The organism is Flavobacterium johnsoniae, from assembly GCF_001879205.1.
Taxonomy (GTDB): Bacteria; Bacteroidota; Bacteroidia; order Flavobacteriales; family Flavobacteriaceae; genus Flavobacterium; species Flavobacterium johnsoniae_A.
The window spans coordinates 1-21167 of sequence record NZ_MLFK01000008.1 but is presented as its reverse complement, the minus strand read 5'-3'; the positions used below and the strand labels follow the sequence as shown (position 1 = coordinate 21167).

The following is a 21167-nucleotide window of genomic DNA, read 5'->3' as shown; positions in this document are numbered from 1 at the left end:
TTTAATTTATTAATGGTATTTTTATTATAAAGGTGCTACCTTTTCCTTTTTCGCTTTCAACATATACTTGTCCATTGTGATCCTCGACAATTCTTTTTACATACGCCAGACCTAAACCATGTCCTTTAACATTATGCAGATCCCCTGTATGTTCGCGGTAGAATTTTTCAAATACTCGTTTTTGAGCTATTTTACTCATTCCTAATCCGTTATCTTTTACCTTTATCAGAATCATGTCTTTTACATTTTCTGTAAAAATTTCAATTTCAGGAGTTCCCGGTGAATATTTTATGGCATTTTCTAAAATATTAACCAAAACGTTAGTAAAGTGAACTTCATTAATTAAGCAGGTTGTTCTTGCTGCATTATAATGTCTTACTACCGTTCCTTTTCTGTCTTCTAAAATTAAATTCACATGCTCTATTGCATCGTCTATAATGTCATGAACTACAGTTGGTTCTTTTGTAATATCGAGTTCTCTTTTCTCTAATTTAGAGATTCGCAATACATTTTCAACCTGAGCATGCATTCTTTTATTCTCATCCCGAATCATTTGAAGATATCGATAAACTTTTTCTTTATCTTCGATAATCTTTGGATTTCTAATTGCGTCAAGTGCTAAATTTATTGTTGCAATTGGAGTTTTAAACTCATGCGTCATATTATTAATAAAATCTGTTTTGATTTCGGAAATATGTTTCTGACGCAATAATTGATTTAAGGCACTTGTATAAGCTACTATGATAATTAAAGTAAAAACTATTGATAAAATAGTAATACTTAACAATTCTGATAGCAAAAACTTCTTTTTGTGAGGAAAAGTAACTGACAATTCATATCTGCTATTCCCTTCGTTATCAGTATATATCGGAATATTATATGTGGCTTCTTTATCGTAGTGAAATCCATCAGATTTTATCTTTGTTGGAACACCGCTACTATAAATTCCAAATTCAAACTTGGTTTTAACTCCGTACTCTTGTAATTCTTTCTTTAAAAGTTTTGAAAGTTTATCTTTAGTAATTCTTCCTTCAATTGGAGTTAACGATGCAATATCTTTATACTGAATCTGCTGTTGAACTTTGTTTAGAATATCTAAGCTTCCTGATTTTTCAGTTCTAAGGTCAGGAATAATGCTTTGCCCTAAACTTCCATTGTCAATTCCGTTATTGTTGTTGTAAACTTCAGTAACTCTTTTAGAACTAAAATTTTTAAATCGCTCACTGCTGAATTTTTTATTAAAAAGCGATCCGCTAATATCATAATCTTCAGAAGTTAACGTATTAGAATATACAATTGTTTTATTTGTTTTTGTATTTCTCTGCACATATAAAACTTCCAGTAAATCTTCTTTTTTTGGAATTTTACCCGTGCTGTCTTTTATGCGGTTGTATTTATCGTAAAAACTGTATTCTTCTTGCTGTTCGAGCTTGTCTGCAACGTTTCCGATAACTTGAGTAACGTGGTATTTAAACTGTTCTTCATTATTTTTAAATGAAGAATTAAACCAAAATACCTGTACCAGAATTATCCCTATCAAGGACAAACTCATCAATAAAACAAGTATTCTAAAAAATAATTTATTCATCGAAACAAAATTAATATTTTAACAATATACTAAATAATACATTAACCAAATATTAACATTTAAGACTGTTTTTGTTTTATATTTAAAATTTTAAGAATTTTAACAACTTCTTCTCTAGCAATTTTAAGATTACTGTTATTAATAACAAAATTGCTCAAAGAAATTCGTTTTTCGTCATTCCACTGCATCTGCATTCTATTCAAAACATGCTCGCGTGTAGTGTTGTCGCGCTTCATCACTCTTTCAATTCTAACTTCTTCCGGAGCGGTTACTGTAACTATATAGTCAAAATCTTTATACTTACCGCTTTCAAATAAAATAGCCGCTTCATAAACAACTAATTCTTCATTTTTATGCTGCGCAAGCCAGAATTGAAAATCCCTTTTGACCGCCGGATGCACTATAGCATTTAGTTTCGCTAATTCATCTGCATTATTAAAAACAATTTCAGCTAATTTTGCCCGATTCAAAACATTATTTTCAAAGAGCGATTCTCCAAAAGTGCTTTTTATCTCATTTATAATTTCGGCAGACTGCATTACTTTCTTGGCTTCATCGTCAGCAATGTAAACAGGAATTCCCATTTCTTTAAAAAAACCGGCGATTGATGTTTTACCGCTTCCTATTCCGCCTGTTAAGCCAATAATTTTTGTCATACTATATCTTAAAAAACATACGAGGAAAAGCTTCTTGCGGTTTTTTCTTCAGTAAAATTACTTTCACAAAAGATTCCAAAAATCCCGTTCCATAACCATAAAATTGTTTCCATACAGCAATTACAGACAGGTAACCAATTTTGATGCTTTTGTTCTGAATACTTGCTGTAAGAAAAATTATAACGAAATATACAAAATATAATTGTAATAAAATATCAATATTAAAAATTAATAGTAAAAAAGCTATCAATAATCCCAATATAAATACCGTAGGAAAGAAAAAAGTTAACTTATTATGTTCTGGATACCAGCTGTTTAATATAGGTCTGGCAATACCGAATTTCTTTACCTGAATAGAGAATTTTTCCCAGTCAATTCTACGTTTGTGGTAAACATAAGCCTCAGAAAACAATCTGGTTTCAAATCCTAAATTCCATAAACGAATCGATAAATCCGGATCTTCTCCCGGATGAATGTTTCCAAAACCTTTTGACGCTTCAAATGCTTTCTTAGAAATTCCCATATTGAAACTGCGAGGCTGAAACTTGTTAATTTTCTCAGAACCGCCGCGTATCCCTCCTGTTGTAAGAAATGAGGTCATAGCAAAATTGATTGCTTTTTGGATACTTGAAAAACTTTTCAATGCTTTATCAGGGCCTCCAAAACAGTCTACATATTTTTCATCTAAAGCTTTACGAACTTCTGTTAAATAATTAGACGGAATAATACAATCTGAATCAAAAATGATAAAATAATCTCCTCTCGCCTTCTGCATTCCAAAGTTCCTCGAGTCACCCGGGCCAGAGTTTGGCTTAAAATAATAAGATATATTCAATTTTCCTTGATACGTCATCACTACATCTTTGCAAGGAATAGAAGACCCATCTTCAACAAGAACAATTTCAAAAGGTTCATTGTAGTCCGATTTTGTCAGGCTTTCTAAAAGTTCATCAACTTCATCTGGACGATTATACACTGGTATAATTAAAGAAAAAATCATAGCGGGAATGCGGTTTTAAGTGGAATATTTTAAACTTTAAAAATTTCAGCAAAGATAGGTTATATTCATAAAAAAACCACCAACTTTTGGTTGATGGTTTTTATGGTAGTATTTTATATTTTTACTTGATACTGTCGATATTAACTACTTCATTTGCTTCTGCTTTGTAGTCAACTCCGTCAAATTCAAATCCAAATAAATTTAAGAAATCATTTCTGTAACCTGCTAAATCTCCAATAGCCGGTAACGTTTCTGTTGTAGCCTCTTTCCAAAGTTCTGCAACTTTCGCCTGAACATCTTCGCGCATTTCCCAGTCGTCAATTCTGATTCTTCCTTTTTCATCTACAGGAACCTCAGAACCTGTGTATAATCTTTCCTGGAATAAACGTTGAATCTGTTCGATACATCCTTCGTGAATACCTTCTTCTTTCATAATTTTATATAAAAGAGAAATATACAACGGAATAACCGGAATAGCAGAACTTGCCTGCGTAACCAAAGCTTTATTTACAGATACATAAGCTTTCCCTCCAATAGATTGTAAACTGTCTGTAATTGTAAATGCTGTTGCCTCTAAATGGTCTTTTGCACGTCCAATTGTACCTTTACGGTAAACTGCCTCTGTTAATTCTGGCCCAATGTATGAGTAAGCAATTGTTGTTGCACCTTCTGCCAATAAATTTTCATTTTTTAAAGCATCAATCCACATTGCCCAGTCTTCACCTCCCATTACAGCAACAGTATTTTCAATATCCTCTTCATTTGCCGGAGCGATTGAAACTTCGGTTACATTTCCTGTATGAAAATCAACTGTTTTATTTGTAAATGTTTGTCCGATTGGTTTTAGAACCGAACGGTGCGTAACTCCTGTATTAGGGTTTGTGCGCACTGGCGAAGCTAAACTATAAATTACAAGATCTACCTGCCCTAAATCAGCTTTGATTAAATCTAGTGTTTCTCTTTTTATTTCGTTTGAAAAAGCATCTCCATTGATACTTTTTGCATATAAACCTGCTTTATGAGCCTCTGTTTCAAATGCTGCAGAATTATACCATCCTGGCGAAGCTGTTTTTCCTTCAACTGGCGGTTTTTCAAAAAACACTCCAATTGTAGCAGCGTCAGATCCGAAAGCACTTGTAATTCTTGAAGCTAACCCGAAACCTGTTGAAGCACCAATAACTAATACTTTTTTTGCTCCGGCAATTGCACCTTTTGATTGGATATATTCTATTTGATTTTTAACATTTTGCTCAGCTCCCTTTGGGTGGGCAGTCAAACAAATAAATCCTCTCATTCTAGGTTCTATAATCATACTTTTTTTATTTACTCATAAATCAGCTGCTTATTCTTTACAATAACTGACGGACTAATTTATGTTTGTTTAATTATTTTTCGATGACAAATATAAAGTATTTCTTTAGTTCAACAAGGCTTTGGCGTGATTTAAAGCCGAATCAGAAACGACTGCTCCCGATAACATTTGAGCAATTTCTATAACTCTTTCGTCCTGAGACAGTAGCCTTAATTCCGACTGTGTATCATCGTCAATTGTTGCTTTTGAAACTTTGAAATGCGAATCGCCTTTTGCTGCAATCTGTGGTAAATGGGTAATGGCAAAAATCTGCATTTTAGCACTCATTTCTTTCATAATTTCTCCCATTCTAATGGCAATTTCTCCTGAAACCCCGGTATCAATTTCATCAAAAATTAAAGTTGGTAATTTTGAATACTGAGCCAAAATTGCTTTTACAGCCAGCATAATACGAGACATCTCTCCTCCTGAAGCTACTTTTTTCAACAAACCAAAATCAGTTCCTTTATTGGCTGAAAACAAAAATTGCAATTCGTCTTTTCCGTTTTGGAAATAGGTTTCTGATGGCAGCAATTCCATTTGAAAACGAACATTTGGCATTCCTAATGTCTCTAAAATCGAAATTAACTGATTTGATAAGACCGGAATGGCATTTATTCTATTTTGATGAATAATATCAGCAAAAGCATCCAATTCATTCGCTTTTTGTTCGATTGATTTAGACAAGGTTTCAATTTCTTCTTCTATATTATCTAATTCAAGAAGTGTATTTCCTAAATCTGCCTGAATTTGAAGCAATTCTTCTACAGAGGTAACATGATGTTTCTTTTGTAAATTGAAAATCAACTGCAGTTTTTGACTTACTAATTCTAATTGCTCCGGATCGTTTAATAGTTTTTCAGAAGCATTTTGCAATTCTTTTGAAATGTCATCAAATTCAATTGAAATACTGGTTATTCTTTCAAATAAGTTTTCATATTCCGGAGAAAATGGTGCAATTTTCTGCAAAGCTGCTTTTATTTCATTAAGATTATGAAATACTCCAAACTGTTCTTCGTTTGCAATTACAAGAGATTTATCAATAGATTCTTTTATAATTTCAACATTATTAAGTTTTTCAAAATCAGCTTCTAATTCTGTCTGCTCGCCAGATTTTAATTTAGCCGAAACCAATTCATTCAGCAAAAAGGTATTGTATTCCTGCTCTTTTCCTGAGTCGCTTTGTTTTTTCAGCAAAGCATTTAGTTTTGATTTCTCTGATTTATAAAACTTTAGTAAGTTTTGATAAGACAAAATCGTATCGAAATTATTTGCAATAGCATCAATTATTTTAAACTGAACGCTTTCATCAGAAAGCTCCTGAGTTTGCTGCTGGGAATGAATATCAATTAGAAAAAGGCTTAAATCCTGTAATTCCTGAAGGTTTACAGGACTATCATTTATAAAAGCACGAGATTTTCCAGAAGGCAGAATTTCGCGTCGAATTATCGTTTCATCTTCATAATCCAAATCATTTGCCTGAAAAAAATCTTTTAAATTGTATTTAGAAATTTCAAACTGTGCTTCGATCACACATTTTTCTTCTTTATTTTTTAACGAAGTAAGATCGGCTCTTTTTCCCAGAACAAGTCCAATTGCTCCTAAAATAATCGATTTACCTGCACCTGTTTCACCTGTAATTATAGAAAAACCTTTTGAAAAATCAATAGAAAGCTTTTCAATCAGAGCATAATTTTTAATTGACAGTGAAGTTATCATAAAGGAATTTTATAAATATAAAGGTTAGTTAGTGAAGAAAATAAAAATTAAGTTTTAGAACCTAATTTGAGACCATTTTGTTGAGTTTAATGGCGAAACTTTATTTAAAACATCTGTCAAGTCCGTAACCGGAATACTTGGTCCTCCAGAAAATATAGAAACTATTTCGTCTGATTTTGCATCAAAAAATACTCGTGTTAAAAATGCATTCGGCTTAACCGAATTTAATTTACCTACAAGTATTACAGAAGATTTAATTTTTTCTTTTGCTCCTTTCAAATCATCACTCATTGTATCTAAGCCGGTATGATACAAGAAATTAGTCTGGCGCAAATCGCTGAACATTGGAGAAAGCATATCATTAATTAAATAATAACGATTATTAAGTCCATCAGACTGTGTCCAGCCTTTAAAACCTCCCTGTTGTGCAACGTTTGCAATATTTTGGGCGGTCTCAAGCCATTGATTTCCTGCTCCCATTTGAAAAGTATCAGCATCCATCCCTAAAATCATATAACAATAGAAAGAAATCACAGATACTAGGTTGGATTCGTAAACAGAAGGATTAAACAACAGCGGCTCGTATTCTGTATATTTAAAATTAAAATCTTTGTCGTTAAAATTAAAAACTGGCGATGAATAGGTAGAGTTAAAAATCAACCTTGAAGATTGTACTTGTATTGTTCCTGTAAATTGATCTGAACCGCCTGATGACAAAGTTATATACATAGAACAGTTAATTCTTTCATTTTGTTTTAAGACCGCACCAGTCCAGTCTGTTTTATTCACAAATTCAGATAACGAAGTTTGAAGTGTTTTAAAAACCTGCTGATTCGCATTAGGAAGCCTTTCCGTATTAACAGTTACGGTACAATTTAGCTGCTGTGCCTGAGTAATTCCAAAAAACAAAAAGACTAAAAAAGTAACTATCCTCTTCATACAAATAAAATATTATTTTTTAATTAGCATAAATAGTATTCCTATTTCTTGCTTAGACCACATTCTTAAAATAGTACTATTTTGAAAAATGCGATACTACTTTCTTCAAAATATCTTCTGCTACAAATTCTTTTGCTTTCAATTCCATTGGCTCAATTTTAAAATCTTTATCAATAAAGGTAACTTTATTGGTTTCTTTTTTAAAACCGGCGCCCTCATCCTGCAAAGAATTTAGAACAATCAAATCTAAGTTTTTTTTCTGAATTTTCAACTTAGCATTTTCAATTTCATTTTCAGTTTCTAAAGCAAAACCAATTAAAAATTGATTTTTTTTGATTGCTCCCAAAGAAGATAAGATATCTTTTGTCTTTTCTAATTCAATCGAAAATTCATTTGAATTTTTCTTAATTTTCTGTAAAGCAACTTCTTTTGGTCTGTAATCTGCGACTGCTGCCGCAGCAATTGCCGCATCTACATCATTGAAATAATGATGACAAGCGTCGTACATTTCTTGTGCAGAAATTACATTTACAACTTCAATTGAGGTATTTTTAACTTTGTAATGAGTTGGCCCTGAAACTAAAACAACTTCAGCCCCCAGATTAGCAGCTTCATTAGCAATATCAAATCCCATTTTTCCTGAAGAATGATTTCCTATAAAACGCACGGGATCTATCGCTTCGTATGTTGGACCTGCAGTAATTAGTATTTTTTTTCCTCTTAACGGCAATTTACTTTCTAAATCAGCTTCAAGAAAAGCTATAATATTCTCAGGTTCAGCCATTCGTCCTTCACCAGACAAACCACTTGCTAATTCGCCGCTTTCAGCCGGAATCATAATGTTTCCAAACTGCTTTAGAGCGTTAAAACTAGAAACTGTGGAGGGATGTTTATACATATCCAAGTCCATCGCCGGAGCAAAATAGACAGGACATTTAGCTGATAAGTAAGCTGCAATTAAAAGATTGTCTGAGTTTCCAGTTGTCATTTTAGACAATGTATTGGCAGTAGCCGGGGCAATCAGCATTAAATCAGCCCAAAGTGCTAAATCAACATGATTGTTCCATACAGCATCTGCATCGTCTTCATTAAAAAAACTGGAGTGTACTGGATTTTTAGATAACGTAGAAAGCGTAAGCGGCGTTACAAAATCCTTAGAAGCAGGTGTCATTATCACTTGGACATGTGCACCTGCTTTTATAAAAAGTCGTACTAATGAGGCTGTTTTATACGCTGCAATTCCACCAGAAACTCCCAGTAAAACTTTTTTCCCGTTTAAAACTGACATTATACTGTATTATTTGTTTGAACCTCTGTGGTAAGTTTTACCGTCTAACCATTCCTGAACAGCTAAAGCGTGTGGTTTTGGTAATTTTTCGTAAAATTTAGATACTTCGATTTGTTCTTTATTTTCAAAAACTTCCTCAAGACTGTCATTATAAGTAGCAAACTCTTCTAATTTCTCAGTTAATTCTTTTTTAATTTCAGAATTAATTTGGTTTGCTCTTTTAGCCATAATGGTAATTGCCTCATACACATTTCCTGTTGGTTCTTCAATAACTGTTTTATTGTAAGTTATTGTATTAACAGGAGCATTCGTCTTTTTTAAATCCATGACTTTATTTATTTAGTAAATTTTTGTAAATCTGTTTCAACTCTGGCATTCATCTGATCTGCCTTTTCTTTATACTTTGTATCGCTTTTAAATTTCATCAAATTAGCATAAGCTGTCTGCGCTATTTTTAAACGCTCTTCCATTTTTGCAGGAATACTGTTTATTGCTAGTTGGTATGCTGAATCGTATTTGTAAAACAAAGCATCCTCTTTAAAAGGCGTTCCCGGAAAATCAGCTATAAAATTATCAAAAGCTACAAGAGCTGATTTGTAATCTGAAATTGTATTGTATCCTTTAGCATTTTCGTATGCTTTTTTCTCTAATTTTCCATTCAGAATTTTCACTGCTTCATTTGCCTGAGCAAGGTACTCTGAGTTTGGATAATTATCGATAAACGTTTGTAACTTATCTAAAGCTTTTACAGTATCAGCCTGATCTAAGCTGTAAACCGGCGCTAATTTTGAATAGCTGTAAGCCCCTAAAAATGCCGCTTCCTGTACTTTTTCACTTCTTGGATAACCAGAAACAAAGCTTTCAAACTGATAACCAGCTAAGTAATATTGCTTTGTTTTATAATAAGACTGAGAAAACATATAAAAAAGTTTTTCCGCCTGAGGCTTACCTCTATATGTAGGTGCTAATTGTTCAAAAAGACGAATCGCTTTTGAATATTTACCAGCATCATACATTTTTGTCGCTACTTGAAATTTTGCTGCAACATCTTCATTTTTTAATGCTTTTTGATACTCACTACAAGAACAAAAAAGGGCAACAACAATTAATAGAGATACTATTTTTTTCATTTTCTTACTTTTATTATGATTTCTTTCGACACTATGCCAAAGCAAAACCACACCGAAGTTTCGGTGGCAAATTTAGTTATTAATTTAGCGACTGCAAAATAATTTTTTAGTATATTAAAATACTAACACTTTAACAATTATTTAATGCTGTTTTTTACAAACTCATTTAGTCTTTGTGCTAAAGATTCATCAACCGAAACCAATGGTAAACGAACAGTATTATCAGCAATACCAAGGGCTTGAAACACTTGTTTGATTCCGGCTGGATTTCCCTGCTCGAAAATCATATCGATACAGTCCGACAAAAAGTATTGTGTTTTAAACGCTTCCGCAACTTTTTTATTTAATCCTAAACGAATCATTTCTGTAAATTCTTTTGGAAATCCTTGTCCAATTACCGAAATCACTCCTGCTCCACCGGCTAAAACTATCGGCAAAGCAATCATATCATCTCCTGAAATTACAAGAAAATCTTTTGGTGCGTTTTTGATAAGCTGTAAAGCCTGCGCCATATCTCCTGCAGCTTCTTTTATAGCCACTACATTATCAAAATCATTTGCTAAACGAATTACCGTTGACGGAAGCATATTACTTGACGTTCTTCCCGGTACGTTATATAAAATTACAGGTATCGGAGATGCCTCAGCGATGGCTTTAAAATGCTGATAAATCCCTTCCTGTGTTGGTTTATTATAATAAGGAGAAACAGAAAGTATTGCTTCAAATGCCGAAAAATCTCTTGTCTTCAATTCCTCAACAATCTGCATCGTATTATTACCCCCTACTCCAAGAACCAATGGCAGTCTTCCTTTATTAACATCAATAACAGTGTTAATAACCAGTTCTTTCTCGCTTTCTGTCAGGGTTGCATTTTCTGCAGTAGTACCCATAACTACAAGATATTCCACTCCTCCGTCTATCGAAAAGTTAACAATGCGCTGCAATGCTTCGATATCTACTGAAAAGTCTTTTTTAAATGGGGTTACAAGCGCAACACCAGTTCCTATTAATGATTGCATATTTTAATTTATAATTTTATTTTATACTTTTTAAATACTTAAACAATTCAGAAATGAAAAGTTTATACTCTGCCATTGTAGTATCTATCATCCATCGGTTCAAATTGTTATCAACTGATGAAAATCCTACTTTAAATTTTGCTTTTGATTTGCTGGTTATCATCATCAAAACAGCATTTTCAAGATCATAATAACTAATCAAAAGATCAAATTCTGTATCTGTAAATTCATTTAAAAAAGCTTCTGTGATCTGCCCTCTCCAATCGATATGTTTTTTACCAAAAGTAGGTTTAGAATAGATTTTTTTCTTTTTGAATTTCTGTCTGTACGCAACAATTTTTATGTTCTCCGGGGCAATTCCGTTTGAAACAAGTTCTTTTATTAACTCCTTTGAATAACGAAATTTACTCTCATCTACTAGTAAACCAATTGTTTGTATATTGCTTGTAAAGACTTCATTTTTGAGAATATTCAAGTTATTTTTTAATGATTTTTTTACAAAAAATTCCTTTATATAATTTAAAAACATAGTACTTTTACAAATTACAAAATTAATTATTTAAGCCGCATTTAAAATGGTAAAACTAAAAAAGTATAACCGATTTTTAAAACTTTTTGTTATATTCTTAACAGTATTTTCAATATTTTCCTGCAGTCACAAGAATTATAACCTGACTAAGATAGAAGGAAAACAGCTTCCTGTAACAGAAAGCATCTCTCAAACCCCTCAAATTGAAACTTTTATTAAACCTTATCGTGATCATATAAATAAGGATTTGGATAATGTTTTGGCCTATTGCCCGGAAACACTGGACAAAAGTACAGGCAAATGGCAGACTACTATTGGTAATCTTCTTGCTGATGTTTGTTTAGAACGAGGAAATAAAGTTTTTAATACCCGCGAGAAAAAAAATATCGATCTGTGTTTCTTAAATCATGGCGGTATCAGAGCTATTTTACCAAAAGGAAATGTTACAACAAGATCCGCTTTTGAAATTATGCCTTTTGAAAACAATTTGGTTGTTCTGGCTCTCAAGGGCGAACAGATTTTAGAAATGACTTCTTATATTATTAAGGAGAAAAAACCACATCCTTTATCCGGAATGACTTTTACAATTGCAAAAGACAATACGGCAAAAAATATACTGATCCAGGGAAAACCTTTGGATGTAAACAAAATTTATTATGTTGCCACAAATGATTATTTGGCAAATGGCGGTGACAGTATGACTTTCTTTGCAAAAAATATTCAGAAATATGATTTGAATTACAAACTAAGAAATGTTTTAATTGATTATTTCAAAGAGGTTGACACAATTCCGGTTCCAAGAGACGTTAGAATTACAGAAGAATAAAAAACAAGCTCATATTTTTATATGCGCGTAAAAATTTTAGCCACAGATTAAAAAAACTCGATGCAAATCTTTTTAATTTCTGGTGTAAAAATTAAATAATAAAATATCGTTCCGCAAAAAACATACAAAATGAAAAGAAGAGAATTTATCGAAAAAACAGCTGCAAGTACTGCCTTATTAAGTTTAGGATTGTCTTTGAGCAGTTTTGAAACCAGCGATATTAAACACTTAACGATTCTTCATACTAATGATGTTCACAGTCATATAGATCCATTTCCGGCTGATGATCCCCGCAACCCAAACAAAGGCGGTGTGTCTCGTCGTGCCGCACTTATTGAAACCATTCGTCAGGAAAACCCAAATGTGCTTTTATTAGACGCCGGAGATATTTTTCAGGGAACTCCGTATTTTAATTATTATGGCGGCGAACTCGAATTTAAATTGATGAGCATGATGAAATATGATGCTTCTACAATTGGAAATCATGATTTTGATAATGGTCTTGACGGCCTTTATGCACAAATGCCGCATGCAAGTTTTGAGTTTATCTGCTCAAACTATGATTTTAAAAACACCGTGATGAACGGACTTGTAAAACCTTATAAAATTTTTAATAAAAATGGTATTAAGGTTGGTGTTTTTGGTGTCGGAATTGAACTTCAGGGGTTAGTTGATAAACAGTTATACAAAGAAACCGTTTATAACAATCCTGTTGAAATTGCGCAGGACATGACGCAGTTATTAAAGAAAGAAGAAAAGTGTGATTTAGTTATTTGTCTTTCGCATCTTGGTTACAAATATAAAGATGATGAAAATAAGATTTCCGATTTAAAGTTTGCCGCGCTTACTCAGGATATCGATTTGATTATTGGCGGTCACACGCATACTTTTCTGGACAAACCAACTGTTGTAAAAAATAAAGCAGGACAGGATGTATTAGTAAATCAGGTGGGTTGTTATGGAATTAACTTAGGCCGAATTGATTTTTACTTTGATAAAGATAAAGCTCACAGCAATCAGGCAAGATCAATTATTGTATAAGGCTTTTCTCTGCATTTTAGTTTTCTCGAGGAAATATTCTACCATAAAAAAATAGGCCAGAATTTGCGTCACATCTCGAATTAAAACGAGTACAACCGAATAGGAAAAGTACTCGTTGAAAATATAGAATATATCCGAGAATATATAGCTTACTGACATTAGGGACATTAAAAGTGTAATAAATGTTCCTTTTGTTATATAGCTTACAAATGAAAAATAGCTTATTAAACTCAGTATGATTCCGTAGAGAACAAAGATGATATTAAATTTCTGCATGTTGTCAAATTTCATGCTGAGTACAGAAATAAGCAGGTATACAATAAAAACAACTACTATAGAAATAGGCAGTATATCTTTCTTTACAAGTTTTATTCTTTCATGTTCCCTTATAAAAAGAAGCATTATTAAGGAATAAACAACTAAGAAACTAATAACACCGCCAATCTCAGAAACCTCAACATCCATAAGGTCAAATACCTGCCCTATAAAACAAAAAAGAAAAATAAAACTTTCTGTTTTTTTTATCTTAAATTCATTACTGATCAAAAAATAGATAAAAATAGCAGGCAATACTATTGCTTTGGCATAAATCGCCATAAAATCCTGTTTTGTACAATCAAAAATAATTGTGAACAGTAATGCTAGAAAAAATAAAATTAACGATGGTTTATTGGCCTTCATTCAGTTTTGTTATAAAATCATCTTCTGATAGTATAGGAATATTTAATTTTGTTGCTTTTTCTAATTTAGCCGGTCCCATATTATCTCCCGCTACGACAAAGTCGGTTTTTGCAGAAATTGAACTTCCTACTTTTCCACCATTATCTTCTATCGCTTTTTTTAATTCATCTCTTGAAAATTGGCTGAAAACTCCTGAAACAACAAAAGTTTTTCCAATAAATTTCTCGGTAGCATTTGGGTTTATTCTTTCTACAATTTCAAATTGAACACCATAATTTTTTAATCGTTCAATTATGATTTTATTTTCTTCGTTTTCAAAAAATTCTATAACACTTCTGGCGATTCTTTCTCCAATTTCGTCAACTAGAATTAAATCCATTAAAGAGGCCTGGCTTAGTGCGTCGATATTTTTATAATGTTTGGCTAATTTTTTCGCCACTGTTTCTCCCACAAAACGAATTCCTAAAGCAAATAAGACACTTTCAAACGGAATTTCTTTGGATTTTTCTACGCCTTTTACCAAATTTTCGGCTGATTTTTGTGCCATTCTTTCTAACGGAAGAATATCTTCGACTTTCAATTCGTATAAATCCGCATAATTGTGTACTAATCCGTTATTGAAAAGCAGGGCCACAGTTTCTCCTCCAAGCCCTTCAATATCCATTGCTTTTCTTGAAATATAATGCTGAATTCTGCCAATAATCTGAGGCGGACATCCATAAAAATTTGGGCAATAATGATTGGCTTCGCCGGCATTTCTCACCAATTCGATCTGACATTCCGGACAATGTGTAATGTATTGTGTCGGCTCTGAATTTTCCGGGCGTTTTTCTAAATCTACGGCAATAATTTTAGGAATAATTTCGCCTCCTTTTTCAACAAAAACGGTATCGTTTATTCTAATATCCAGTTTTTCGATCTGATCGGCATTATGAAGAGAAGCTCTCTTTACAATGGTTCCTGCCAATTGAACAGGTTCAAGATTAGCAACCGGAGTAATTGCTCCCGTACGCCCAACCTGATAGGAAATCGATTTTAATTTCGTTGAAACCTGCTCCGACTTAAATTTATAGGCAATGGCCCAACGTGGGGATTTTGCTGTATATCCTAATTCTTCCTGAGAATGAATACTGTTAACTTTTATAACTACACCATCTGTTTCATAAGGTAGTTTATGACGGTGAACGTCCCAATAATCAATAAAGTCAAAAACCTCCTGCATGTTGTTGACTAATTTGGCTTCATTTGGCACTTTGAATCCCCATTTTCTGGCCGATTCCAGTCCTTCAAATTGAGATTTAAAAGGTAAATTATTCCCTGTTACAAAATACAATAAACATTCTAACGGACGTTTTGCAACCTCAGCGCTGTCTTGCAGTTTTAAACTTCCCGAAGCTGTATTTCTTGGGTTTGAGTAAGGGGTTTCTCCAATTTCAATTAATTCCTGATTCATTTTTTCGAAACCGGCAAAAGGCAGAATAATTTCTCCGCGGATATCAAATTTTGCAGGATAATCTCCTTTTAATTTTAAAGGAATAGATTTTATGGTTTTAATATTATTAGTCACCTCATCTCCCTGAAAACCATCGCCTCGTGTAAGCGCCTGAACTAATTTTCCGTTTTCGTATGAAATACTTATTGAAGCTCCATCATATTTTAATTCGCAGGTATACTGCAGATTAACATTTCCTAAAACACGCTGAATTCTGTTTTCCCAGTCGATCAAATCTTCTTTTGAATAGGAATTATCAAGGGAATACATGCGGTATTGGTGTGCAACAGTTTTAAAGTTTTTTGTAACTGTACCGCCTACTCGCTGTGTTGGAGAATCTTCGTCAAAAAACTCCGGATGTTTGTTCTCTAAATCCTGCAGTTCTTTTAGTTTGATATCAAAATCGTAATCAGAAATTGTGGCATTATCTAGCACATAATAATTGTAATTATGTTGATTAAGTTCGTTTCGTAAGGTTTGAATGGTTTCCTGAATACTCATAAAATATTAAAATAATGCTGGTTGTAATTGAGAATAAATAATATCAAAATTAGGATTATTTTTGTTTTGAAAGACATTAAAAACGCAAAGTTTTATAAAATCAAAAATCAGGCAGCAAAAATATGCGGCCTGATTTTCTCCTTGTCCATTATTCTTAAAAAAGAATTTAAAAAAACCAACTTCCAAATGGTTTCTACGTTCTATATTTTTACACTGATAATCAAACCACTAGCAAACAAATATAGTACTATTTTTGAATAATGATAAAATCGGAGCGTCTGTTAAGCAAATGTTCTTCTTCAGTACATTTCACTCCGTTTTTGCATTTATTAATTAAGCGGCTTTCGCCGTAACCAATGGCGCTTTCAATTCTCGAAGCGTCTATGCCTTGTGAAAGAATATAATCTCTTGTTGACTTGGCTCTGTTGTCAGAAAGTTTCAGGTTATAAGAATCTTTTCCGCGTGAATCTGTGTGCGATTCAATTTTGATTTTGATGTTTGGAAATTTCTGCATCACAAAAACAACTTTCGTTAATTCTTCAATAGCCAAAGGCGTGATGTCGTATTTGTCGTAATCAAAATAAATTGGTTTAACATCTACCATTTCTACCCCTTTCTTTTTAACTACTAAATCATCATAATTGCTCAGTTCAAAATTCACATCTTTAATTTCGCCTTCGTTTTCCTTTGTAGTTTCTACTGTTTTTTCGTCACTGCTGTAATTTGGCTTTGCAGCAATCAAATTCACGACTTTGTTACAAGGAACCACAATGGCGTATTTCCCTTCATAATTGGTTTTCGTCTCTCCTAAAACTTCTTTAAAAGAATTGTAAGCCATTACAGTAACGTCTGTCAAAGGTTTTTTGGTTTTTCTGTCAACTGCCATTCCGGAAATGCTTTGGTTACAAACAGGTTTTCCTTTTACGAACGCATAAATATCATCATCTCCTTTACCTCCTGCTCTATTAGACGAAACATAACCGTAAGCATCCGTTTTATCTACGATATAAGCAAAATCGTCTTTGTTACTGTTTATTGGAGCTCCAAGGTTTCTTGGCACCGTGAAATTTCCATCGGCTAAAAATTTGCTTTCGTAAACATCTAAATCACCTAAGCCATAGTGTCCGTCTGAAGAGAAATACAGGATTCCGTTTCGGTAATAAGGAAAAACCTCATTACCCATTGTATTGATATTTGGTCCCAAATTTAGTGGAGAGCTCATCGTTCCGTCGGCAGCAATTTTTACGACGTACAAATCCGTTTCACCAAAACCTCCCGGCATATCTGATGCAAAGAAAAGCCATTGTCCGTCATCGCTTAAACTTGGGTGGCCAACTGAGTAATCGTCGTTGTCAAAGAATACTTTTTGCGGATTTTCAAGTTTATTGTCTACAATTGAACCTTTGATGATTTGAAAATTGTTGATTTTGTTTTCATCAACAACCAATTTATTTTTCTTTACAATGTTTGTAGAATAATAAATAGTTTTTCCACTTGGATCAAAACTAGCAGTAGCTTCATGATATTTACTCATTACATTTGGCAGAAATATTGTTTCGTTGAACAAACTTCCATCAGCAGGATTTCTTTCTGAAACATATAAATTCAAGAAAGGCTGATTGTTCCATGTATACAATTTTTCGCTAAACTTAGTTGTATCTCTTGCCGAAGTAAAGACTATTTTATCTCCAAAAAATGTGGCTCCAAAATCAGATTTGCTGGTGTTAATATCCAAATTTTTAATCGTATAAAGCGGTCTTGCTTTTGCCAGACTATCCAATTGTTTCTTTTGAGCAACGTATCTGTTAATCTCTTTCTGATCTCCTTTTTTATCGAGATATTCCTTCGTGATTTTATCTGCCTGATCGTAATCCATAACCGCTTTCATGGTTTGAATATAACGCAGGTAGTAAATATCCGTTAAATTATTGCCTTGAACTTCGTAAAGTTTTTTATACCATTTTAATGCATTTCGCGCATCTGAAATAAAATAATACGAGTCGGCGGCATTTTTTAACGTTTGAGCCGTGGGATTTTTGATGTTTTGCAAAATTTCCTCATACGCTTTTGAAGCATCAGCATATGAATAATTTCTAAACAATGCATCGGCTTGTTTTAAATTAGTCTTTTGAGCAAAACTAAACGTAATGCTCAAGACTAAACTCAGGATATATAGTTTTTTCATATGTTTTGTTTTTAGAAGAATCGAGGAGACTTGATTTTGCTTTGATTTTTATTGAATGTATAACGCAGAATGAACTCATGAGTTCCGTCGTTGTATTTATTCAATCCGCTTACAGTGTAATCAAAAGCATATCCGAGATAAAAACTTTTTGATATTTGAAAACCTGCCAAAATACTGATCGAATCATCTGTTCTATATGATCCACCAATAACAAATTTTTCATAAATCATAAAATTCGCCGATATATCAGCAGTGAGCGGTGCTCCGCTTACTGCTTTTACTAAAAATGCTGGTTTGAACTTTAAATTTGGGTTCAAATCAAAAACATATCCTCCCATTAAATAATAATGTAAACGATCATAATCTATAGATTCCTGAACATCATCATAATAGTTGTTCTGAATAAAACTAGGGATTGAGAAACCTAAATACCATTTTTCTGTATAATAGTAGATTCCTGCTCCAACTGCTAATTTCATCTGGTTGTCGATATTTTGATTCAAAAGGACATCTGTCCCGTCATAATATCTTCCTTTAGACCAATCTATATTTAACATTCTCATACCTGCTTTAAGACCAAAAGCCAATCTTTTTTCATATCCAAGAGGCACTGAATAAGAGAAGTTTCCGTCAAGATATAATTCGTTTGAAGGTCCAATTTTGTCGTTGACAACACTTAACCCTAAACCAATTTTTTCATTTCGAAGCGGTGCGTGAATAGAAAACGACTGCGTTTCTGGCGCTCCCGAAATTCCTACCCACTGAGAACGATGCAAAAGAGTTGCTTCTAAACTGCCGGTTGATCCGGCATAAGCCGGATTTACCGCCATTGTGTTATACATATATTGTGTATACTCGGGATCTTGCTGTGCACTGGCACATATTGTGATAAAAGAACATATTAAAATGAAATACGTTTCTAATGGTTTTATATATAGTTTCATAACGATACTTATTTAGTTTAATTAATTAGATGATTAATAGAAATGCTTATCTCATAATAGATAACCATCCTTTTTTAACCGTTCCATCTCCAATGGTAATCACATAAAAATAAGTACCTGTTGGCAGCATATCTCCTCTATTAACAACTCCGGATACATTTGCAGTTCCGTCCCAATCGTTTTCATAATGTTGTCTGCTGTACACTAATGAACCATATCTATTATAGACTTTCAATTCATTATTAGGATATGATTCGATACAATCAATTCTAAACAGATCATTCGCTCCATCATTATTTGGTGTGAACTCATTGTAAACTGTTAAACAAATTGGTTCAACTGAAGCCGAAGCTGAATTGTTTGCCGCATCAACATCTAAAGGAGTTGAAATTTCTATAGCCGCAACATTTAGATAGTTTCCGCTGGATAATACCTCAGCAACTACTGTAAGTACAACACTTTGGCCTGATGCTAAAGTTGGTATTGTCCAAAGTCCTGTTGCTGGATCGTATGTTCCGCCTGTTGTGCTGGAGCTTACTAAATCGTATCCGCTTGGTAAAAGTTCACTCACAATTGTATTTATGAAACTTCCCTCGCCCACATTGTTTACTGTTATAGTAAAGGTTACTTTATCTCCAAAATTAGGAGTAGGATTATCTACTACATTCGTAATTGTTATATCAGAACAAGTGGCAACATTTACGTTCAAGAACTTAGTCGTGGTTTCGTTACAATTATTAATGTAAGTAACCGAAACTCTTCCCGGTCCTATATCAGACCATGAAACTGTTACAGTTCCGTCAGCGTTTCCTCCGCCAGAAAGAATAGTTCCGTTTGTAATGGTCCAAACATAATCTGATTTTCCATTTGCAATTGAATACGTTACACCTTTGAAAACACATGGAGTATCATCATTAGTAGTAAGTTGTACTAAAGCATCGTTCTCAAAATTAACCGTAATACCTAGTCTGCCTGCATTTTGACATCCGTTAGTTGTGTTATTAAGCGGTGCTGCAAAATAGGTTCCTGCAGTCAGCTCTGTACCTGCTGCTAATGGAGTTCCTCCTGTTGCAGAACTGTAGAAAATTACATTTGCTTCATTAACCACAATATTTTCGATTGTTGGATGTGCTGATAAACAGAATGTTTGTGTTGTTCTAGGTGTTGTAACAATACCCGGAGTACTTACTAAAACTGTAACAGCTAACCTTACCGGATTTTCGCAATTAGTACTACTTGCAACCGCACCGTAATAAGTACCTGTAGCCAAAGCTGTTGTCGCTGGAATTGCTGTTCCTCCTGTTGCTGTGCTGTACCAAACAACATTTGCTTCATTTACCTGAATATTAGCAACTGTTGGTGCATTTACTGAACAAAACTCCTGTGCCGTATCGGTTGTTGTTGGTGTCGGACTTGGATCTGATACTGTAACTGTAACTTGTAAACGAGTTGCGCTTTCGCATCCAGATGCCGGGTCTACAATGTTTCCAAAATAAATACCAGAAACTAAAGGAGTATTTGCCGGAATTGCAGTTCCGCCGGCTGCACTGCTGAACCAAGTAACGCCAGTTTGGTTAACCTGAATATTGGCTACGGTTGGCGATGCTGTTGAACAGAAAGTTTGAGCTGCATTATTAGTTGTTGGATTTGTTGTGTTTCCAACTGTAACTGCAACTGCCAGTCTAACACTGCTTGAACATCCTGTCGCCGGATCTAGAATAGCACCATAATAAGTACCATTTGCTAATGCCGTTGTGCTAGCAATTGGTGTACCGCCTGTTGAAGCACTGTACCAAATTACATTTGCTTCATTTACCTGAATATTAGCCACTGTTGGCGCATTTCCAGAACAGAAAGTTTGTGAAGCTGCATTGGTTGTTGGTGTAAGAGGATCTGTTACATTAACCGCTACTGCTAATCTTGCATTGCTTTCACATCCTGCAGCATCTTGTATCGCTGCATAATAAGTACCGCTCGTCAAGACGGTTGTTGATGGAATTAATGTTCCTCCTGTTAATGCTGTGTACCAAACAATGTTGGCTTCATTAAACTGAACACTTGCAAAAGTTGGAGCATTCACTAAACAGAAGTTTTGAGTTCCTGCTGTTACTAATGTTGGCGTTCCAGGATCATTAACATTAATTGTTACTGATAGTCTTGCAGCACTTTCACAACCTGTTATAGGATTATTTATGGCTGCATAATAAGTCCCACTTGTTAATGCAGTTGTTGATGGAATCGCTGTTCCGCCTGTTAATGCTGTGTACCAAACAATATT

At 33.7% G+C, this 21167-nt stretch carries 18 protein-coding genes; 2 read left to right on the top strand and 16 right to left on the bottom strand.

Annotation, left to right across the window (positions count from 1 at the left end; all coding sequences use genetic code 11):
• Window position 1: 1 nt before the first annotated feature.
• The 11 genes from BKM63_RS15005 to BKM63_RS14955 form a co-directional block, all read right to left on the bottom strand.
• Window positions 2–1588 carry a sensor histidine kinase gene (locus BKM63_RS15005; RefSeq protein ID WP_071637401.1) on the bottom strand — a complete coding sequence of 529 codons (1587 nt, stop codon included), beginning with the start codon at window positions 1586–1588 and terminating at the stop codon, window positions 2–4.
• A 59-nt stretch (window positions 1589–1647) separates the two neighbouring features.
• Window positions 1648–2244: a dephospho-CoA kinase gene (coaE, locus tag BKM63_RS15000; RefSeq protein WP_071637400.1), complete on the bottom strand. Its 597-nt coding sequence runs from the start codon at window positions 2242–2244 to the stop codon at window positions 1648–1650.
• Window position 2245: 1 nt separating this feature from the next.
• Entirely contained in the window at window positions 2246–3244 is a 999-nt protein-coding gene (locus BKM63_RS14995) for a glycosyltransferase (RefSeq protein ID WP_071637399.1), read from the bottom strand.
• Between the two features lie 121 nt (window positions 3245–3365).
• Complete coding sequence (gene fabV / locus BKM63_RS14990; RefSeq protein ID WP_071637398.1) at window positions 3366–4556, bottom strand: enoyl-ACP reductase FabV; 1191 nt, start codon at window positions 4554–4556, stop codon at window positions 3366–3368.
• Between the two features lie 105 nt (window positions 4557–4661).
• On the bottom strand, window positions 4662–6314 hold the full coding sequence (gene recN / locus BKM63_RS14985; protein WP_071637397.1) for a DNA repair protein RecN: 1653 nt from the start codon (window positions 6312–6314) through the stop codon (window positions 4662–4664).
• Between the two features lie 54 nt (window positions 6315–6368).
• The gene (locus BKM63_RS14980; RefSeq protein ID WP_071637396.1) at window positions 6369–7253 is read right to left on the bottom strand and encodes a DUF4835 family protein; all 885 of its coding nucleotides are present in this window, start codon (window positions 7251–7253) and stop codon (window positions 6369–6371) included.
• Window positions 7254–7329: 76 nt separating this feature from the next.
• A complete protein-coding gene (gene coaBC, locus BKM63_RS14975) occupies window positions 7330–8541 on the bottom strand; it encodes a bifunctional phosphopantothenoylcysteine decarboxylase/phosphopantothenate--cysteine ligase CoaBC (protein WP_071637395.1) in 1212 nt (403 codons plus the stop codon).
• 9 nt (window positions 8542–8550) lie between these two features.
• A complete protein-coding gene (locus tag BKM63_RS14970; RefSeq protein WP_007807938.1) occupies window positions 8551–8868 on the bottom strand; it encodes a DNA-directed RNA polymerase subunit omega in 318 nt (105 codons plus the stop codon).
• 8 nt (window positions 8869–8876) lie between these two features.
• A complete protein-coding gene (locus BKM63_RS14965) occupies window positions 8877–9671 on the bottom strand; it encodes an outer membrane protein assembly factor BamD (protein WP_071637394.1) in 795 nt (264 codons plus the stop codon).
• Window positions 9672–9808: 137 nt separating this feature from the next.
• Complete coding sequence (dapA, locus tag BKM63_RS14960) at window positions 9809–10690, bottom strand: 4-hydroxy-tetrahydrodipicolinate synthase (protein ID WP_071637393.1); 882 nt, start codon at window positions 10688–10690, stop codon at window positions 9809–9811.
• Between the two features lie 16 nt (window positions 10691–10706).
• Window positions 10707–11219 (bottom strand): DUF6913 domain-containing protein, encoded by a 513-nt coding sequence (locus BKM63_RS14955; RefSeq protein WP_071637392.1) that lies wholly within the window; start codon window positions 11217–11219, stop codon window positions 10707–10709.
• A 46-nt stretch (window positions 11220–11265) separates the two neighbouring features.
• Between BKM63_RS14955 and BKM63_RS14950 the strand changes: the two genes are divergently transcribed.
• A complete protein-coding gene (locus BKM63_RS14950; protein ID WP_071637391.1) occupies window positions 11266–12045 on the top strand; it encodes a 5'-nucleotidase C-terminal domain-containing protein in 780 nt (259 codons plus the stop codon).
• 129 nt (window positions 12046–12174) lie between these two features.
• Window positions 12175–13086, top strand: a complete 912-nt coding sequence (locus tag BKM63_RS14945; RefSeq protein ID WP_071637390.1) for a bifunctional metallophosphatase/5'-nucleotidase — start codon at window positions 12175–12177, stop codon at window positions 13084–13086.
• Here BKM63_RS14945 and BKM63_RS14940 read toward each other — a convergent pair.
• The 5 genes from BKM63_RS14940 to BKM63_RS14915 all read right to left on the bottom strand — a co-directional run.
• Window positions 13072–13683, bottom strand: coding sequence for a lysoplasmalogenase family protein (locus BKM63_RS14940; RefSeq protein ID WP_083572255.1), 612 nt, complete (start codon window positions 13681–13683; stop codon window positions 13072–13074). The two genes, BKM63_RS14945 and BKM63_RS14940, sit on opposite strands and share 15 nt — an antisense overlap.
• A 70-nt stretch (window positions 13684–13753) precedes the next feature.
• Window positions 13754–15760 (bottom strand): NAD-dependent DNA ligase LigA, encoded by a 2007-nt coding sequence (ligA, locus tag BKM63_RS14935; protein ID WP_071637388.1) that lies wholly within the window; start codon window positions 15758–15760, stop codon window positions 13754–13756.
• Window positions 15761–16007: 247 nt separating this feature from the next.
• On the bottom strand, window positions 16008–17945 hold the full coding sequence (locus BKM63_RS14925) for an OmpA family protein (RefSeq protein ID WP_071637386.1): 1938 nt from the start codon (window positions 17943–17945) through the stop codon (window positions 16008–16010).
• 11 nt (window positions 17946–17956) lie between these two features.
• Window positions 17957–18889 (bottom strand): PorP/SprF family type IX secretion system membrane protein, encoded by a 933-nt coding sequence (locus BKM63_RS14920; RefSeq protein ID WP_071637385.1) that lies wholly within the window; start codon window positions 18887–18889, stop codon window positions 17957–17959.
• Window positions 18890–18935: 46 nt separating this feature from the next.
• On the bottom strand, window positions 18936–21167 hold a 2232-nt coding region (locus BKM63_RS14915; protein WP_123907081.1), incomplete at its 5' end, for a gliding motility-associated C-terminal domain-containing protein.

Coding starts and splice junctions, on each gene's coding strand:
- BKM63_RS15005 (WP_071637401.1), bottom strand. CDS start 1,588: ATGAATAAATTATTTTTTAGAATACTTGTTTTATTGATGAGTTTGTCC.
- coaE (WP_071637400.1), bottom strand. CDS start 2,244: ATGACAAAAATTATTGGCTTAACAGGCGGAATAGGAAGCGGTAAAACA.
- BKM63_RS14995 (WP_071637399.1), bottom strand. CDS start 3,244: ATGATTTTTTCTTTAATTATACCAGTGTATAATCGTCCAGATGAAGTT.
- fabV (WP_071637398.1), bottom strand. CDS start 4,556: ATGATTATAGAACCTAGAATGAGAGGATTTATTTGTTTGACTGCCCAC.
- recN (WP_071637397.1), bottom strand. CDS start 6,314: ATGATAACTTCACTGTCAATTAAAAATTATGCTCTGATTGAAAAGCTT.
- BKM63_RS14980 (WP_071637396.1), bottom strand. CDS start 7,253: ATGAAGAGGATAGTTACTTTTTTAGTCTTTTTGTTTTTTGGAATTACT.
- coaBC (WP_071637395.1), bottom strand. CDS start 8,541: ATGTCAGTTTTAAACGGGAAAAAAGTTTTACTGGGAGTTTCTGGTGGA.
- BKM63_RS14970 (WP_007807938.1), bottom strand. CDS start 8,868: ATGGATTTAAAAAAGACGAATGCTCCTGTTAATACAATAACTTACAAT.
- BKM63_RS14965 (WP_071637394.1), bottom strand. CDS start 9,671: ATGAAAAAAATAGTATCTCTATTAATTGTTGTTGCCCTTTTTTGTTCT.
- dapA (WP_071637393.1), bottom strand. CDS start 10,690: ATGCAATCATTAATAGGAACTGGTGTTGCGCTTGTAACCCCATTTAAA.
- BKM63_RS14955 (WP_071637392.1), bottom strand. CDS start 11,219: ATGTTTTTAAATTATATAAAGGAATTTTTTGTAAAAAAATCATTAAAA.
- BKM63_RS14950 (WP_071637391.1), top strand. CDS start 11,266: ATGGTAAAACTAAAAAAGTATAACCGATTTTTAAAACTTTTTGTTATA.
- BKM63_RS14945 (WP_071637390.1), top strand. CDS start 12,175: ATGAAAAGAAGAGAATTTATCGAAAAAACAGCTGCAAGTACTGCCTTA.
- BKM63_RS14940 (WP_083572255.1), bottom strand. CDS start 13,683: ATGGCGATTTATGCCAAAGCAATAGTATTGCCTGCTATTTTTATCTAT.
- ligA (WP_071637388.1), bottom strand. CDS start 15,760: ATGAGTATTCAGGAAACCATTCAAACCTTACGAAACGAACTTAATCAA.
- BKM63_RS14925 (WP_071637386.1), bottom strand. CDS start 17,945: ATGAAAAAACTATATATCCTGAGTTTAGTCTTGAGCATTACGTTTAGT.
- BKM63_RS14920 (WP_071637385.1), bottom strand. CDS start 18,889: ATGAAACTATATATAAAACCATTAGAAACGTATTTCATTTTAATATGT.